This window comes from Desulfosporosinus sp. I2 (assembly GCF_000960765.1).
In the GTDB taxonomy this organism is placed as follows: domain Bacteria; phylum Bacillota; class Desulfitobacteriia; order Desulfitobacteriales; family Desulfitobacteriaceae; genus Desulfosporosinus.
Genome location: NZ_JYNH01000118.1, coordinates 1 through 14,905, shown reverse-complemented (window position 1 = coordinate 14,905; position 14,905 = coordinate 1). Strand labels below are relative to the sequence as shown.

General features: G+C 43.6%; 17 protein-coding genes, 1 pseudogene and 1 riboswitch. Of the genes and pseudogenes, 5 read left to right on the top strand and 13 right to left on the bottom strand.

The genetic code is table 11. The features are described from left to right. The first annotated feature begins 50 nt into the window (after positions 1–50). Positions 51–737 (top strand): annotated as a pseudogene (locus UF75_RS19805) (response regulator transcription factor). Position 738: 1 nt separating this feature from the next. Next, on the top strand, positions 739–2,127 hold the full coding sequence (locus UF75_RS19800) for a HAMP domain-containing sensor histidine kinase (RefSeq protein ID WP_045576287.1): 1,389 nt from the start codon (positions 739–741) through the stop codon (positions 2,125–2,127). 6 nt (positions 2,128–2,133) lie between these two features. On the opposite strand, the gene UF75_RS19795 is transcribed toward UF75_RS19800, so the two are convergent. After that, positions 2,134–2,913 (bottom strand): sodium:proton antiporter, encoded by a 780-nt coding sequence (locus UF75_RS19795; protein WP_045576286.1) that lies wholly within the window; start codon positions 2,911–2,913, stop codon positions 2,134–2,136. Between the two features lie 249 nt (positions 2,914–3,162). Further along, a riboswitch (cobalamin riboswitch) is annotated at positions 3,163–3,347 on the bottom strand. A gap of 243 nt (positions 3,348–3,590) precedes the next feature. On the opposite strand from UF75_RS19795, the gene UF75_RS19790 reads away from it, so the two are divergent. Then, positions 3,591–4,616 (top strand): HoxN/HupN/NixA family nickel/cobalt transporter, encoded by a 1,026-nt coding sequence (locus UF75_RS19790; RefSeq protein ID WP_045576285.1) that lies wholly within the window; start codon positions 3,591–3,593, stop codon positions 4,614–4,616. 19 nt (positions 4,617–4,635) lie between these two features. On the opposite strand, the gene UF75_RS19785 is transcribed toward UF75_RS19790, so the two are convergent. The 10 genes from UF75_RS19785 to UF75_RS19750 form a co-directional block, all read right to left on the bottom strand. Next, positions 4,636–4,911 (bottom strand): response regulator, encoded by a 276-nt coding sequence (locus UF75_RS19785; protein ID WP_045576284.1) that lies wholly within the window; start codon positions 4,909–4,911, stop codon positions 4,636–4,638. Further along, the gene (locus tag UF75_RS19780) at positions 4,908–5,630 is read right to left on the bottom strand and encodes a HAMP domain-containing sensor histidine kinase (RefSeq protein WP_282433833.1); all 723 of its coding nucleotides are present in this window, start codon (positions 5,628–5,630) and stop codon (positions 4,908–4,910) included. Before UF75_RS19780 ends, UF75_RS19785 begins: the two co-directional genes overlap by 4 nt. Beyond that, entirely contained in the window at positions 5,618–5,839 is a 222-nt protein-coding gene (locus UF75_RS19775; RefSeq protein WP_045576283.1) for a hypothetical protein, read from the bottom strand. Before UF75_RS19775 ends, UF75_RS19780 begins: the two co-directional genes overlap by 13 nt. Positions 5,840–5,867: 28 nt before the next feature. After that, positions 5,868–6,032 carry a hypothetical protein gene (locus tag UF75_RS28535; protein ID WP_207642491.1) on the bottom strand — a complete coding sequence of 55 codons (165 nt, stop codon included), beginning with the start codon at positions 6,030–6,032 and terminating at the stop codon, positions 5,868–5,870. A 9-nt stretch (positions 6,033–6,041) separates the two neighbouring features. After that, positions 6,042–6,251: a twin-arginine translocase TatA/TatE family subunit gene (locus UF75_RS27515; RefSeq protein ID WP_242860358.1), complete on the bottom strand. Its 210-nt coding sequence runs from the start codon at positions 6,249–6,251 to the stop codon at positions 6,042–6,044. A 55-nt stretch (positions 6,252–6,306) separates the two neighbouring features. Beyond that, positions 6,307–7,047 carry a twin-arginine translocase subunit TatC gene (tatC, locus tag UF75_RS19770; RefSeq protein WP_045576282.1) on the bottom strand — a complete coding sequence of 247 codons (741 nt, stop codon included), beginning with the start codon at positions 7,045–7,047 and terminating at the stop codon, positions 6,307–6,309. Between the two features lie 126 nt (positions 7,048–7,173). Further along, complete coding sequence (locus tag UF75_RS19765; RefSeq protein ID WP_045576281.1) at positions 7,174–7,392, bottom strand: hypothetical protein; 219 nt, start codon at positions 7,390–7,392, stop codon at positions 7,174–7,176. Between the two features lie 15 nt (positions 7,393–7,407). Continuing rightward, entirely contained in the window at positions 7,408–9,987 is a 2,580-nt protein-coding gene (locus UF75_RS19760; RefSeq protein WP_242860357.1) for a heavy metal translocating P-type ATPase, read from the bottom strand. Positions 9,988–10,051: 64 nt separating this feature from the next. After that, positions 10,052–10,387, bottom strand: a complete 336-nt coding sequence (locus UF75_RS19755; protein WP_045576280.1) for a metal-sensitive transcriptional regulator — start codon at positions 10,385–10,387, stop codon at positions 10,052–10,054. A gap of 441 nt (positions 10,388–10,828) precedes the next feature. Next, positions 10,829–11,341: a hypothetical protein gene (locus UF75_RS19750; RefSeq protein WP_045576279.1), complete on the bottom strand. Its 513-nt coding sequence runs from the start codon at positions 11,339–11,341 to the stop codon at positions 10,829–10,831. Positions 11,342–11,577: 236 nt separating this feature from the next. On the opposite strand from UF75_RS19750, the gene sigI reads away from it, so the two are divergent. Continuing rightward, positions 11,578–12,294: an RNA polymerase sigma-I factor gene (gene sigI, locus UF75_RS19745; protein ID WP_045576278.1), complete on the top strand. Its 717-nt coding sequence runs from the start codon at positions 11,578–11,580 to the stop codon at positions 12,292–12,294. 17 nt (positions 12,295–12,311) lie between these two features. After that, on the top strand, positions 12,312–13,340 hold the full coding sequence (locus UF75_RS19740; protein WP_045576277.1) for an anti-sigma factor domain-containing protein: 1,029 nt from the start codon (positions 12,312–12,314) through the stop codon (positions 13,338–13,340). A gap of 117 nt (positions 13,341–13,457) precedes the next feature. Here the strand turns inward: UF75_RS19740 and UF75_RS19735 are convergent, their stop codons facing one another. After that, entirely contained in the window at positions 13,458–13,850 is a 393-nt protein-coding gene (locus UF75_RS19735) for a hypothetical protein (protein WP_045576276.1), read from the bottom strand. Between the two features lie 540 nt (positions 13,851–14,390). Next, positions 14,391–14,894 carry an Rrf2 family transcriptional regulator gene (locus UF75_RS19730; protein ID WP_045576288.1) on the bottom strand — a complete coding sequence of 168 codons (504 nt, stop codon included), beginning with the start codon at positions 14,892–14,894 and terminating at the stop codon, positions 14,391–14,393. Positions 14,895–14,905 lie beyond the last annotated feature (11 nt).

The following is a 14,905-nucleotide window of genomic DNA, read 5'->3' as shown; positions in this document are numbered from 1 at the left end:
TTCGAACAAAGAAGTATCAACAACGAGGTTTGGACGGAGTCCAACTATCGATGAGAATTTTACTAGTCGATGATGAAAAAAAGATTACAACCGTACTTAAAGCCTACCTTCAACAAGAAAGGTTTCAAGTCAGTACGGCTATTAACGGCCTTATCGCTGATGTTTAAAGAAAATCCATTTGACCTGCTCATCCTTGATTTAATACTTCCTGGCATGTCTGGGACAGAAATTTGTAGCGAGATCCGCAAGATATCCTCAGTCCCTATTATCATGCTCACCGCAAAAGTCGAAGAAGAGGACCGAATTCGAGGACTGAGTATTGGGGCAGATGATTACATCACGAAACCCTTCAGTCCTCGTGAAGTGGTCGCCCGTGTTCGGGCCGTGTTACGTCGAACAAGTAACGAAACCGCACCGCTGGCGGACGTGGTCTTTTATAACAACGGCCTCACCATTGATAACATACAGCACGAAATTCGACTTCATAATCAGGAAGTCTCTTTAACCCCAACCGAATTCAAGATCCTTGGCGCCTTGGCGAAACACCCTGGTCGGGTATACTCACGGGGGCAGCTGGTTGAAATTGTTCAAGGGCATGACTTTGATGGAGACGACCGCGTGATCGGCGCTAATATTAAGAAGATCCGCCAAAAATAGAAACCACCCCCAGTGATCCTCAAATCATTTTGACCGTTTACGGGATCGGTTACAAGTACAATCCAAGCAAGGAGGAATAAAATGCGCAAAAAGCTATTTCTCTCAACACTGATCATCGCGCTTATTACCTTAACTTTCAGCATGCTTGCCGTAAATCTAGTCTTCCATCAACAATTTAGTGATTATCTAACCAAGACGAATGAAGCAACCTTGGAACAGTTACCCACTCGTCTAGGTTCACTTTATCAAAGCAAGGGGACGTGGGATCCTACGTCTCTGGATGAAATTAGCCATACCCTTCCGATTGGGACGGTCGTCACTCTGACTGATCCGAGCGGAAAGCTTATTGCCACGTTAAGTAATATGATGGACGACATGATGCATGCTCAAGGTGGGATGAGCATGGGTATGAGCATGTCCTCTTCTTCCATTACAAGTTGGAAAACGAAAACCCTCACGGTCTCAGGACCTCTTGGGACTTTGGCCACCGCAGTCGTCCGTTACCCAGCGAGCGCACCAATTCTCAATCCCCAGGATGTCCTTTTCCAATCCTCGGTCTTTCGTTCTCTCCTTTTCGCCGGAGGGTTGGCGCTTCTATTCGGGATTATCCTTAGTTACTTCACAAGTCGCCGTCTCGTAGCACCGCTGAAGCGTTTAACTCAAGCCGCTGAGCGTATTGGACAAGGACACCTTGATGAACGCGTGGGGATTCAAACCAAAGACGAGATAGGGCAATTAGCCCTTGCTTTTAATGCAATGGTGGACAATTTAAATAGCCAAGAAAACCTTCGCAAACAGTTTACCGCCGATATCGCCCACGAACTGCGCACACCCTTAACCTCGATCAAAAGCTATATCGAAGCCTTCCAGGACAATGTTCTACCTGCTAATCAAGAGAATCTTTCCTCTATACATGAAGAAATTGACCGTTTGGTTGACTTATCCAGCGACCTAAAAGACTTAAATGTCGCGGAAATTGGCGCCTTAACGCTAGCCCACGAACCTGTGGACTTAAAGTATCTTATAACAAAAGTGATCCGTAGCCTCCACTCACTCATGCAAGAAAAACAATTGACTCTAAATTGGAACGCTCCGCCAGAACTCGTGACTACGACTGGGGACGGACGCCTTCTAACAAGGCTCTTTTACAACCTCGTTCACAATGCCTATCGCTACTCAAATATCAGCGGGCAAATCACCCTCTCGCTTTCGCAAACATCGGATTTTAGCGAAATCAGAATCAAAAACACCGGAATGGGCATCCCTGAAGAGGATCTCCCTTTTATCTTCGAGCGTTTTTACCGGGCCGACAAATCCCGCACCCGTGAAACTGGTGGAACGGGCATTGGTCTGGCCTTGGTTCAGCAAATTACGGCCCTTCATCAGGGTACCATCACCGTACAGAGTAAGGTCGGGCAAGAGACAGAGTTTATTATCCAGCTTCCTAAAAAAATAAAACTAGTTGAGTAAGCATGTTTATTCATTCTCAACCTTAATACGCCAATTTACCATGGCTAAGCCTATCACTGACAACAGGAAACTAATCATCCCCACGAGTTCAAAATCTACCGAGAATTTGGGGAAAAAGTAGTTTAAACCATCATAAATGGCAACCCCGTACGCTAAAAAAACAATCACCCAACCCATGATACGCGAGGCTTGCCTTCCCACCCGTCCTGTTTGTTTGACCATTTTATAGACCAAAAAGCCATCAATTGTATCCGCCAGCATCATTCCTGACATAAATGTGAGCCCTAAAGCAAGGGCTATAACCTGACCTGAATTTTCTGCTGCCATGCTCCAAACAGCCGTTTGAGTGACAGTATCTGCTGCCAAGGCAAACATCATCCCTACGAAAATAACTAAAAGGGGGTTCGTCGTTTCACGGGCGAAACGCGGGATAAAATTCCCTTTGATGCCACTAATTTGGAAATTACTCTCAGTCTTTTTACTTACTAGATTATAAACATTGAGTGAACCAATTAGTAAAAGGATTATGATTGTAATCCAAGTACCTATGACATCAAAAATAGGCGGTAAACTGAAGTAACGACTTATCGTGTTAATGATAACAGCAATACTCGTTACGACGAGACCATGACCCAAAGAAAACAGTGTGCCAATCCACTTGGCAATAGGAGTTTTCATCTGCCAATTATATCGTGTCAATCCGTCAATACAAGCTAAATGATCGGCATCTAAGGCATGGCGCAGCCCTAAAGCAAACACTAAGAAAAACAAAGCAACAATATGCATTAAAATTCTCCCCTCTAATCGAGTAAAATCGTTCAGCTTAAGCTGAACATCAGGCTTCAGGTAGGGACTCTACCTCACCTGGAGGTCAAAACGGAACCTCCACTTAGGAAGTCGAAGTCTCAGGACTAATGATGAAGGACACCGAAACAAAGAAAACCGAGCGAAATACACCGTTGAAAATTAGAAGGCCCTTTCTAAAGAAAGGGTCTTTTATGTCAATTAAATATCACCTTCCTATTCTTCGTAGGTTTTTGGTGAACAATAATAGGCAGGTTTCCTGACTCAGGATCATCGCCTCCTACGTCTTCCCAGCTTCTAGCCAGTGACTTAATGCAGGATAGCTCCCCGTTTACAGTGGCGGGACCGTATCGGATTTGCACCGATTTCCCTTTTAACTTGTTATCTTAACAAGCACCTATTACGATTCTTTTATTCAATTGCTGTATCGCATCGATAGAAGCGATTCATTAAATATACTCTATTGATGTGAATTTATGATGAAGAAGTTATGAATTTTAATAAATTTGAGGAATTTATTAAAAATAAGCAGGAATATGCAAATCAATGTCGAAATCATTACAATGATAATACAAAAGTAAGGCCATGGAGGTCTAACCTTGTAGGTTACTCTCTATGGCTTTTTTATTTTTGGAAAAATTAGAGATTGGGGAAGTGGCATGAATATTATCTCTAAGAATATTACCGTTTCTGATCGTCCCAAATGGCTTCGTTACGGAATTATAGTACTTGGAATTCATCTTTTGGGCCTAGTCTTATTGATTCCTCAAGTTCGGGAATATCCCCAATTGTTAGGATTTAGTTTTCTAGCTTATACCCTCGGCTTGCGTCATGCCTTTGATGCCGATCACATTGCTGCTATCGATAACACAGTACGTAAACTAATACAGCAGAAAGAGGACCCCACAGGGATAGGATTTTTCTTTTCTCTCGGCCATTCTTCAGTTGTCTTTATCATGGCTATCATAACCGCGGTTTCCATGCATTGGGCACAACAAAATATTCCACAATTGCAAGCGATCGGGGGGCTTATTGGCACTGCCGTTTCTGGAGGGTTTCTGATCCTCATAGGGTTAATGAACCTTTATATTTGGTTCGACCTTTATCGGTTCTTCTCAGAGATGCGTCGAGGAGTGCATGATGAAGAAAACCTCGACCAGCTATTATTGAATCGAGGTCTTATCTCTCGTTTCTTTAAACCGCTATATCAGTTGATTAACAAGAGTTGGCATGTTTACCCACTCGGCTTTCTTTTTGGCTTAGGTTTTGACACGGCATCTGAGGTAGCACTTTTAGCCATATCCGCAAATTCTGCGACACAAGCAGTACCCATTACTGGTATCTTATCTTTACCGATCTTGTTTGCCGCTGGCATGAGTTTACTGGATACTGCGGATGGAGTCTTTATGACCACTGCCTATCATTGGGCCTTTTCCACTCCGTTGCGCAAAATTTATTATAACCTATCCGTCACTGGTCTTTCAGTGATCGCTGCTTTAGGCATTGGCTTGATAGAATTAACTCAGATCATCGCTTCAAAGCTTGGATTAAGTGGCGGAGTTTTTGGATGGATAAGAAATCTAAACTTTGGCGGAATAGGCTATTTACTCGTAGGTCTTTTTATAGTTTCGTGGTTGCTTTCCCTCTTCCTCTGGAGGATATTACGACTTGAAGATGGTATCTAAACTAATACCCAGCCTCCCATCATGATTCTGAACTCATTGCTAGGCTTGCTAAATACCAATTTTCCATGATGCCTGAACCACAATGCTTACTCTTCGCATGATGACGAGGACCGTCTATTCCTGGCATCATTACATCGAGGATAATGATATCCCAAGGTTCAGAGCAGAACTTTCTCAGTGTTTCTTCGCCATCTACAGCTTCACCGATTGTAAAACCTTCTTTTCTTAGATATATACCAATTGCTTGACGGATTTTTTCCTCATCATCTGCAACCAAGACTCGTAGGTAGTTCATAATGGTGCCCCTCCAAGCATCTTCTTTTCCGTTGGTAAGATAATCCTAAATGTTGTTCCTTCTCCGAGTTTACTCCAAACGCTGATATGGCCCCCATGGGTTTCAATAATTCTCTTGACAATGGCTAATCCCAGTCCAGTCCCACCCTGCGTTCTGCTTCTGGATTTGTCTCCTTTATAAAACCTCTCCCAAATCATCGGTAAATCCTCAGATGCAATCCCTATACCTGAATCTTTAATTTCAATCAGCACGTCATCCGCCTTGTACGCTATGGTAATTACAATTTCTCCCCCTCTAGGAGTATGGCGAACCGCGTTATCCACAAGATTGATAAACACTTGCTTAATTTTATCTTCATCTCCCCAAACGAATGGGGTTTTTCTGCTTATGTGAAATGCCAACTTAACTTCTTTTTCATCAACAAGGGTACTAAAATTGCCTTGCACGAAAGAAGCGACTAATTTTAAGTCAACATAATCCACCTTAAAATCTTCATATCCTTCCTCCATTTTCTCTAAATCTAAGACATCTGTGATCAGGCGTTTGAGACGTGCAGTTTCCTCAAAAATATTATTTAAATAGGTTTTTTTCTCATTTTCATCAACAGCAAGGTCATCCTGTAAGGCTTCTGTAAAGGCCAGGATAATATTTAACGGAGTTTTCATCTCATGGGAGAGATTAGAAACAAACTCCCTACGCGTTTGATCTAATCTCTCCAGTTGAGCCAGCTTATCCTGGAGTTGACCTCATTTTCAGTGCGAGCAATGTTAGCCACCCTTATAGTTAATGAAGTTAATTGTCTGGACTGTACTTCGTAGTACATTTTATCCATAATACTCGTATGAACGATCCCAACTACCCCGATGACGATTAATGTGAGGATGCTTATCCATATCCAAAGCTTTGTTCCAATGCTGCTTAACTTCATCCTCACACCCCATTTCATCAAAAAAATCTTACTTCATCTGACCAAATTCTGCTATTGGGTCGTGCGCAGAAAGACTAAGTACTGCTTTATTGGCTTTTTCCATCGTTTCCAACCCGACGTTTTGGCGCATCACCAGGCTTTTACACTCTAGTTTAGCCTTCTCAATTTTTTTGGTTAAGATTCGCAAGTTCACCCGCAATCTTTAACCGTGCACTGAGAGGTTTAAAATCTTCTCCAGATCTTCAGACTTGTTGACCATGTCCATAATGTTAGCTTGCACAAGGTTTATAACACAAGTAAGTCTATGCACTGCAAAGCAGCACATAGACCGTAGGTCCTTAGCCAATTTGAATTCCCGCAGAGCTTTACCAACCGAACGACCCACATTAGGTGATTTACCTAGCCCAAAAATGATCAGAACAATCCCTAAGAAACCACTATTTCCGGAAAACCTAGACTAGGCGTAGTCATACCCCCTGTACAAACGATTGTTTTTTTCTGGCGGAAACTTTTTCATAGCTAGCAATCAGCAAAATTCCCAATTCGTATAAACCGAGTACTGGAAGACTGGCCGCAACTAATGTGAAAGCATCCGGTGTCGGAGTGAGTACAGCGGTAACTATGACAATCGCCAGGAATGCCACTTTCCGTTTTTCTTTCAATGTTTTGGAACTGATGATTCCCACTGAAGCTAGAACGCCCATGATTAAAGGTAATTCAAAGACGGCCCCCATCACTATAACAAGCATGAATACAAAGGAAAAGTAGAGAATGGCTGATAAGGTCGCCACCATATACTGTTGACCAGTGTTCAGTAAAAACTTTAATGTCATGGGAATGATGACCATATAACCGAACGAAACACCCGCTGCAAAGAGAAGTGTGGCAACAGGGATTACCCAATAAATTATTCTCCTTTGAGCAAGGCTGAGTAAAGGAGTTACAAGCCGGATGGATTGCCAGAGGATTAAAGGCAAGCACACGATAAAGGCACTGAAAAACGCCACCTTAATTTTGGCCATAAACCCTTCCGCAGGGCTGAGAAAAACCAGTTCCCGTTGGCCCAGGGGTTTAGTTAACAACTGCACCAAAACATCGGCCTTAAGATAAAACACCACCGTGACCACCACCAGCGCCAGAATAGACAAAGCTAAGACTTTGCGCACCCGTTCCAACCGATCAATAATTTTGACGTAATTAATAATCATGCTCTCTCACCCCACTTTGGTTGCCATATTTAAATAATAGACTATTAGTTTGAAATCCTTTGAATAAATATTAACGTTTTTGTAATACTTGGTTGAAATCAATGTAAACCTCCTCTCTCGTGGTTTTTAACCCATGATCTTTTTCTTCACCGCCGGAATGACGATCGGCATGGAGACAATCATACTCAGGATGAAAACCCAAATCATGCCGCCGATCCGGGCCACTGCAGTATAGATATTTCCGTCCACCAAGGTTATAGCCAGAAAAATAAGGGTTATTACCAACGAGATTGCAATATAAAACACTGAAGCCTGCCTGGCGGCTTTTAATTCTAACTCATTCATAGTAAGACCTCCTCCTTAGCGTGCTGTTTGTGGTTGAGGCACCGGGTGCATGCCTGCCTTTTCCTGTTCTTTCCGAAAATAGGGTTGGAAGCGTTTTAAGAGCAGTGTGTTCATGGTTACGGATAGAGAACTCATAGCCATAAAGAAGGAAGCCAGTTCCGGACTAACTAGAAGCCCTGTGAATGGATACAGGATACCGGCAGCCAAGGGAATCCCAGTAATATTGTATACAAATGCCCATACCAAGTTCTGTTTGATCTTGCGCATGGTAGCCCGCCCGATTTCAATGGCTCCTACCACATCACGAATATCGTCCTTGATGAGTATTATGTCGCCGGTTTCTTTGGCAACGTCTGTACCAGACCCAATGGCAATTCCCACGTCGGCTTGAGCTAAGGCTGGAGCATCGTTAATCCCATCCCCAACCATGGCTACCTTCAGACCCTTCTCCTGCAGCTTGATCACTTCGGCTGCTTTATCTTGGGGCAGCACTTCTGCCAGTACTGTTTTAATCCCCACTTGCCGGGCTATGGCCTCCGCCGTCCGCTGGTTGTCTCCAGTTATCATCGCCACTTGCACTCCCATCTGCTGCAAGCGCTCCACAGCCGCTTTGGCGTTTTCTTTCAAGGTGTCAGCCACTGCGATGATCCCTGCCGCTTTACTATCGACAGCCATCAACATAGCAGTCTTACCCTCTCCCTCAAGCTGCTCCATTTTTTTACTCAAGTTTCCGATATCAATGTTTTGTTGCTGCATCAAACGGCGGTTTCCTAACAGGATCGTCTGTCCTTGATAGGTAGCCCGCACACCATGTCCGGGTATAGCCTCAAAATCATCCGTATCTCCAACAGACAGTCCTTCCTCTTTGGCCCCTCGTACGATAGCTTCACCCAGGGGGTGCTCAGACGACTTTTCAGTGATCGCTGCCAGCCTGAGAACATCATTCCTGTCAAAGCCCGCAGTTACATGCACGTCTGTCACGGAGGGTTCTCCTATGGTCAGGGTCCCGGTCTTATCGAAAATAACCGCATTAATCTTGCTGCTAGCTTCCACAGCATCGGCCCCTTTGAACAGGATGCCGTTCTCCGCACCTTTACCCGTACCGGCCATAATTGCACTAGGGGTAGCCAAACCGAGAGCGCACGGGCAAGAAATGATCAAGGTCGTCACTGACAAGAGAAGGGCGAAACCAAAGACTCCGACTTCCGCCAAGCTATAGGGTGAGAGAATAAACTGGCTCGTCGGCGAAAAGAAAGCACCGTAACCGAAAAAGAACCAGAAGAAAAAGACAATCAAAGCGAGGACATGCACCCCAGCGATGAAATGGCCGGCCACAAAATCGGCCAATTTTTGGATGGGTGCCTTGGTAGCCTGGGCATCTTCCACCATTTTGATAATTTGGGCCAGAGCGGTTTCGCTGCCAACCCTTGTTGCCTTGAATTTAAAGGAACCCGTCTTATTCATGGTAGCACCCGTCACCTGGGAACCAGCACGTTTTTCCACTGGCATGCTTTCCCCAGTGATCATCGCTTCATCGACTGCTGAATAGCCTTCGGTCACTTCGCCATCTACGGGAATGCTTTCCCCAGGCCGCACAACTACGATATCCCCAATCTCCACCTCATCGGCGGCAATCTCCACTTCTTCACCCTTGCGGATAACCCGCGCTGTTTTGGCCTGTAAGCTCATCAGCTTACGAATGGATTCCGAAGTCCGCCCCCGGGTGATCGCTTCCAGAAAGCGACCTAAGACAATGAAAGCTGTAAGCAAAGCGGCTGACTCGAAAAAGGTGGCTCCCCGGCCCCCAAAACCAGCATCAGGCCAAAAGGTATTGATTGTCGCAATGATATAGGCGGCACCAATCCCGGTCGCGTAGAGTAGATTCATATCAGTCGCGCCACGTTTTAGTCCGTTCCAACTGTGTTTAAAAAACTGCCAGCCGGGAATAAAGGCTATCGGCGTGGTCAAGGCCCAAAGAACATAGACATTACCTAAAATTTTCGGAACAAAGTAAGGCAAAATCCACATGTCTCGGAACATGCCAATCATCACCAAACTAGCCAAGGGCCAGGCAATCCACATATTGCGGGTTTGGAAGAGGAGTTCCTTCTGCCGCGCCTCTTTCTCTCGGTCTAATGCTTCTTGACCAGTCACCTTTTCGCTAGCCTCATAACCCATAGCATTGATCTCTTTTTTGATGCGGGTTTTATCCACGGCTCCGGGGTAAAATTTTACCTTGGCCGACTCAGCTGGTAAATTAACGACAACAGAGGTTACGCCCGGCATTCCCTTCAAGGCCTTCTCGACTTTAGCGACGCAAGCCGCACAACTCATACCGCGTACAGTGAGCAGGACTTCCTCCTCAGGCACCTCGTAACCGAGGTCTTGAATCATTTTTACCATCTGGGGGACTCCGGCCTGATCACTGGCATAGGCCACAGCCGCCTTGCCCGAAAGCAAATTGACATGAACTTCCTGTACGCCGGCCATGTTTTTCAGGGCTTTTTCCACTTTCGCTACACAAGCGGCACAAGTCATACCCTCTATCGGCAAACTTACCTGTGCCAATTTGTCGCTTCTCATCGTTTCACTCATAACGTTTACCTCCACTCGATAATCTGTTTCAGATTCCCTTTCGATGTTTATTATTTTCAGGAGATTATCTCATCATGCGGAAAACCGTTTTTAAGACTTCGTCCACTACCTCTATGTCACCGGTTTCTAACCGTTCCCTCACGCATGATTTCATGTGCTTTTCCAGAAGTAACTTGGATACCCCGTCGAGGGCAGACTGGGCGGAGGAGATCTGATTTAAGACGTCATCACAATACACTCGACGCTCGATCATACCTTTAATGCCTCGAATTTGACCCTCGATCCGGTTCATCCGAGCAATAAGCTGTTGGATAGTCTTTTCTTCATGATGACTTCTGAGTGTGCTTTTTCCTGTAATATCTTGGAAATCACAAGAAATTGCTTGAACCGGTTCGTTCATCTACTCACCACCCTTCCCATATAGTATAGGGATCTACCCTATATTTCCCACTAAAAAAATAAACCATAATTGGCTCTAAAACTATAATGCCGCATTTCAGAATCGGAAAACTACACCCCGAGCTCATCACCGCCGTTTCCATATCCACCGTATCCCCATCCGCCCATCATGTTACCCCAACCACCATCATGACGATTTCTCCCTGTGAATGGTCTTTACACTGCCACATTAAGTAACGTCGGGCAAGAACTGAATTCATAGTACAGTTTCTTAAAGAGGCAAAAGTGGCTGAGGATTTGATCCTCAGCCACTTTTGCCTCTTTATTCATGCTAAATCTAAGCATTTGTTCCTCATTTCTACTCTGGATACCCTAGTAAGAATGGGAAAAGCTATTCACGGTAAATTCACAACAATATGGTACCTTGAGCTAAAAGCTAAACCTACTTACCCATTCTTCCCGTGGATCCCATCATTGTGTTGCCACTTGATTTTTGGCCTGATTGTTGAGTGGCGCTCGAAGCGTTCGCCTGATTAGGTCTGAGTGTTCCACTCATTCCTTGCTGGTGTTGTGAATTACTCATTGGTCCATTCATAGGAGCACTCATAGGCATCGCCTGCATTTGAGTATTTACGGGCATGTTCTGGATCTGATGATTCATGGATGCATTGGAACTCTTTATTGGAGTGTTGATATCTGGGGAAGGGGATGTTTGATCAGGCTGAGAAGGTTGTGTCTGAGTCGTCTGAGCGGGCAGTGTTTGATTAAGCTGAGGGGTTGTTCCCTGCACAGCTCCCATGCCTGATACATTGTTGTGGTTCACATAAGCTGATGCGTTGGGAGCCTGAGACGGTATGTCTGTGGTATTGCTCCCTATGGTTGCCGCGTTCACAATCCCTGCTACTCCAACCACTAAAGCCATTGATAATGTCACCATTAATACTCTCTTTTTCATAATCCAATCCAATCCTTTCATAAATGAGTTTAAGTAATGTTTAAGATCCAATTTAATGAAGAGCCGGTTTCAGTTTTCTGTGTGATGCTCACCTCCTGCAGTCATCAAAGTATTCGTACACCCTTTTGATTATCGAGGGGTAGGTTCAGAATTTCTTTTTTTAAATCTAATTTACAAGGGTACCCCCTTAAATCTTGATCTTTTTTCGAAACTATCTACTAGGTGGAGGGGTTGAAGTGCAAAAATTATCGATTCAGCAAACTTTGCAACTAGCCAAAAATGGAAATGAACTTGTTAGAGAAGCGTTCATTGAAAATCACAAACCATTTATACTAAAAATCAGCTCTAATCTATGTAAGCACTATCTCACCTGGGGACATGACGACGAACTTAGTATAGCCTTAGTCGCTTTTAATGAAGCAATTGATAAATATGAGCCTAGCGACGGTGCCTCGTTCTACGGTTTTGCCAAAACAGTCATGACACGACGATTAATCGATTACTTTCGCAAAGAGTCTAAACATCAATTACTCTCGCTTACCCCTACGGAGTCTGACAACGACGCTCTTTACGATTATGATTCAGAAGCGTCTTTGGGAATGTATAAAAAGGAAAAACAAAACTATGATTTTGCCGAGACGGTTAAAAGCTTTGTTCTTGTACTGATCGAATATGGAATTACTTTAGAAGATTTAGTCCAAGTTTCCCCCAAGCATCGAGACAGTAAAGCAACTCTCTATAGAGTGGCCCATGAACTTTGTGCTCGACCCGATTTATTACAATACCTAACAAAGAATAAATGCTTGCCTCTCAAAGAGTTGGAACTCCTTACCGGAATAAAGCGCAAGGTTCTTGAAAGAGGGAGAAAATATCTGGTTGCCACGGTTTTAATCCTATCCGATCCAGAATTCAGGTCTTTAAAAAGTTTCACACAGATAGACTCGATAACGTAGAGAGAGGGGTTAGCGTAATGAATAAGGCGAAAGGCATCGTCATGAAGACCACCAATAAGGTCACCATCCTTTACACTGACCATGGTGACTATATGGAAATTAAAACACCGAAGGCCACTCCCGTACTCGGACAAGTTATTGAAGTGGATCTGCCTGGGCGTAAACCGTTAAGTCAAAGATTCCTCAAATTGGGTTCTATTGCTGCAATCCTGATTCTCGCTTTGGGTCTTGGTGTATTTAACATTGTCTCAGGCGCAAATACCGCTGTGGCAGCCGTCGTGATGGATATTAACAATAGTAAAGAACTCTTCGTTAACCGTGATGCCAAAGTTATCAAAGTGATCGATTTAGCTCAAGGAATCCCAGCTTCACCATCTAATCTACAACTTCAAGGCAAAGACATCTATACGGCTGTAGACCTGATGATCGATCAAGCGAATACTCAGGGACTATTGAAACAAAGCAAAAATCTGGTCATGACAAGCATAATACCCATGGACAACCGTCAGATAGATATCGTTGATCAAGCGAAGCTTCGTGACTCTATCAGGCTCCATATGCTTGAAAAAAACATCTCTGCCGACATAATCGTTAGCAAGACAGATGAAACTACTCAAAAAACAGCTCAAAGCCTAGGTATGAGTGTAAATCATTATCAAGTATATAAGCGTTTGCTGGAAATGGGATTAGTTGAAAATTCTAATGGTTCTAGCTCCAACGACACCCTCCATATGCTGACCGAGGCAAACACTACTTTAAACTCACTTTTCCCGCAAGAAAGTATGACTATAACTCCTCAAAGCGAAATACACCAAGAGATGCCCAACTCAACAGGATCTCCGATGACGGGTGAAAGTATGCCCTCCACTAATTCCCCCGAATCAGGTTCAACTCCAAGCCAGAGCTCCCCAAATATGACGAACACCTTACCCAGTACCATAATGCCTGACAACCACCAAAAGAGCAGTGCGCCCTCTGTCCCTATACCCATGCAAGATAACTCAGGTAGCTCAAGTAACTCTGGAAAACATGATATGATGCGTTAAACTTCAAAAACAAGAGCCTTTCACTTCACACACAAAAGTTTGAAGTGAAAGGCTCTTGAAATATCATAGCCCCTAACAATGTCACGAGTAGAAACGAATGTCCTCTAAATGATACAACTAATGATGAATATTATGATCTTGTGGCAGCTGCTGTTGCTGAGATGGAGGTAAAACGTCAGAGATTGCTTGCGGCAAGGCCGTGATCACCAGAACAATCGAGATTATTGAAGATATAAGATATACCCATGCAGAAGGGCGATCATAACTCCACTTGCGTTTAGCAATATGAATGAACCACGCTGAAACAACCAGGGAAACCAGTAAAAAGATAATCTTTGTAGGGGGAGACAATGATATGAGACTTGAGCTTAAAGTCGTTAGACCCAAAGCAAGCAAAAGGGTATGAACCCAGTGGTGAGAAGAAGCTATAACCGCCAACAATACTGAACCAATTCCTTTAATGATACCCTTACCCTTTTTTATTTCCTGAACTGCTTCGCTTTTTTTCATATGCGACCCTCCGTAATTTATTGCGATTTTGGAAAATTAGAAGTTGAAGTTTTCCCTCAGGACCATAACTCGATATCGCTAAGTAGAATAAATTCTATGTATTTAGTTTACAGGTCGGATACGACAAACTCATGAAAAAGTTGCGAATTTCTTATGAAAAGGTGTATAGAACTACCTGTACACAAAAGGGCCAGCCATGGAAGGCTGACCCGACTCGTTACTTAAATGATAAGCCACAACTTCATTATTGAAAATATTTTGAATCACAGACAAATAAAAACGCCGACTTCCTGCATACTGGAAGGCTGACCGGACGGGAGAACCCTTGCCCGAGCAGACGCCGTAGGCAAGGGGCGACCGGGCGTGATTTCCTTGCCCGAGCATTAATTTGTAATTAAGTTTTAATACCTACAAAAAAGCCACACCAATTTATAGTGCTGTTCTCCGTAATTTGAATGTTCGTCTCGACAATTCAAAGACACGCATATTAAACAATTGTTTTGGAGAAATCTGATGTGGCAATTTTATGCTTCTCAAATTTTATCGCGATTTAGTATTATTGAACCATTCAATCGTTGCTTTTCCATGCTCTTCAGGAATCTTGTTACTAACTTGTTCATGAAGCCATCCTAAAGTCTTATTGTTCAAATACTGTCTCATCTGGTCTTCTGCTTCTACCATTACAACTTTTATCAAGCAAGGACATTTTGTATATGAATCAGGTAAATTATTTTTGTCTAACAATAGCTCATTTTGTCTAATCTCTGCACATTGAAATAATGGAGTCGTCCCTTCTACTGCTTCAACTATATTCCAAAAGGTTATGCTTTCTGGAATACGTGCTAACTCATATCCCCCATTAACACCTGGAATTGACTTCACAATCCCGGCTTTCCTTAATTTTGTATATACTTTTGATAAATAAGTTTCTGAAACTCCCTGAAATGTCGCTAAATCTTTAATTCCAACAGCCTTTCCTGATGGAATATCTACCATATATAATAAACAATGTAATGCATACTCTACTCCTATGGAAAATTGCAATACAATCCACC